General features: G+C 72.6%; 1 protein-coding gene and 2 pseudogenes. All 3 read left to right on the forward strand.

Annotation, left to right across the window (positions count from 1 at the left end):
- Positions 1-274, forward strand: a pseudogene (locus AC1DY2_RS19065) (TetR/AcrR family transcriptional regulator); the annotation flags it as partial.
- Positions 271-1569: an MFS transporter gene (locus tag AC1DY2_RS19070; protein WP_476763841.1), complete on the forward strand. Its 1299-nt coding sequence runs from the start codon at positions 271-273 to the stop codon at positions 1567-1569. The pseudogene AC1DY2_RS19065 and the gene AC1DY2_RS19070, both read left to right, overlap by 4 nt.
- Positions 1569-2037, forward strand: a pseudogene (locus AC1DY2_RS19075) (amino acid deaminase/aldolase); the annotation flags it as partial. The gene AC1DY2_RS19070 and the pseudogene AC1DY2_RS19075, both read left to right, overlap by 1 nt.

The raw sequence follows: 2037 nt of genomic DNA on the forward strand, positions 1-2037 counted from the left end.
GCTCACGCAGTACGCGCTCCGGTCGTCCGAGCGAAACGCCCTCGCACTCGCCCAGTACGCCAGGTACGTCGAGCTCGCCGAGCGCTCCCTCGAGCTGGCGGCCRACGTCGCCGAGATCGACTGGCGGCTGCCGGTCCGCGACGTGGCGCGCGTCCTCGTGGCGTTCACCGACGGACTCACCCTCACCTGGCTCGTCGATCGCGACGACGATGCCGCCCGGGCGGTCGCACGTGCGGCCGCCGATGCCCTCTCGAGAATGGCCGACCCCCGATGACGAGCCTCGACCCCGCCCCGCCCACCCCGGGGCATCCCGCGAGCGACCGGCAGCCGCTCGCCGCGCTCGCCGAACCGGTGCGCCGCGTCTCGGCCGGCTGGATCGGTGCCTTCGCGACCGTGTGGCTCGGCGTCTGGATGGCGCAGCTCACCCCGGTGCAGCTCCTGCTGCCCGCGCAGATCGACGCGGTGCTGCACCCCGAGGACTGGGTCGACAGCGTGGTGGCCTTCGGCACCATCTCGGGCGTCGCGGCGGTCGCCACGATCATCGCCTACCCGCTGACGGGCGCCCTCTCCGACCGCACCACGTCGCGGTTCGGGCGGCGGCGTCCGTGGATCGTCGTCGGCGCGCTCGTGTTCGCGCTGTCGCTCGTCGCGCTCGGGCTCCAGACCGAGATCTGGGCGATCGGGGCCGCGTGGGTCGCGGCATCCGTCGGCTTCTGCATCATGACGGCCGCGTTGACGGCGACCATCTCCGACCAGGTGCCGGTGAACCAGCGCGGGTTCGTGTCGGGCTGGATGTCGGCGCCGCAGGCGGTCGGCATCATCGTCGGCCTCCTGCTCGTGACCGAACTCGTCACCGACCAGTCCCTGGGCTACCTCCTGCTCGCGGTGATCCTCCTCGTGCTCGCGGTGCCGTTCCTGCTCCGCCATGACCAGCCGCTCGCGGCCGCGGAGCGTCGCCGGGTCACCGCGAAGGGCATCCTCGCCGGCTTCTGGATCAGCCCGCGCAAGTACCCCGACTTCGGCTGGACCCTGCTCAGCCGCGTGCTCGTGTCGGTCGGCAACGCGCTCGGCACGAGCCTCCTGCTGTACTTCCTGATGTTCCAGCTCGACGATCCGCACGCCGAGGACGACCTCATCGTGCTCACGCTCATCTACATGGTGTTCGTGATCCTCGCGTCGCTGCTGCTGGGGCGCCTCTCCGACCGCCTGGGCCGCCGCAAGGCGTTCGTGTTCCTCGCCTCGGGGCTCCAGGGCGTCGCGGCGCTGCTCCTCGCCTGCTTCCCCGACCTCACGGTCGCGATGGTCGCCGCCGGCATCCTCGGGCTCGGGTACGGCTGCTTCCTCTCGGTCGACCAGGCCCTCGCCACCCAGGTGCTGCCCGACGCCGCCTCGCGCGGCAAGGACCTCGGCATCATGAACATCGCCACGGCGGTGCCGCAGGCCGTCGGGCCGCTCATCGGCGCCGCGGCCGTGGTCGCCACCGGGTCCTTCGTGCTCGTCTTCGTGCTCGGCGCGATCTTCGCGTTCGCCGGGGCGCTCGCGGTCTCGCGCGTCAGGAGCGTGCGCTGATGACCCTCGACCTCGCCATGACGATCACGGGCACGGATGCCGCGCCCTGGCGTTCGCCCGAACGGTACTGGCCCGCCCTCAGCGCTGCCACCGCCGGGCTCGACGCACCCGTCGGCGCCCTCCACCTCGGGGCGCTGCGCCACAACGCGCACGACATGCTGCGCCGCGCGCACGGCACACCGATTCGCATCGCGTCGAAGTCCGTCCGCGTGCGCAGCGTCATCGAGGCGCTGCTGCGCCAGCCCGGCTACCGGGGGGTGCTCGCCTACACGCTCGCCGAGGCGCTGTGGCTCGCCGACACGGTCGACGACCTCGTCGTCGGCTATCCCACGGCGGAACGCGGCAGCATCCGTCGCCTCGCCGGCGACGCCGACCTCGCGAGCCGCGTCACCCTCATGGTCGACTCGCCCCAGCAGCTCGACCTCATCGACGCCGTGCTGCCGCCGTCGCAGCGCGAGGAGATCCGGG

Source organism: Agromyces sp. P1_H4, from assembly GCF_056405255.1.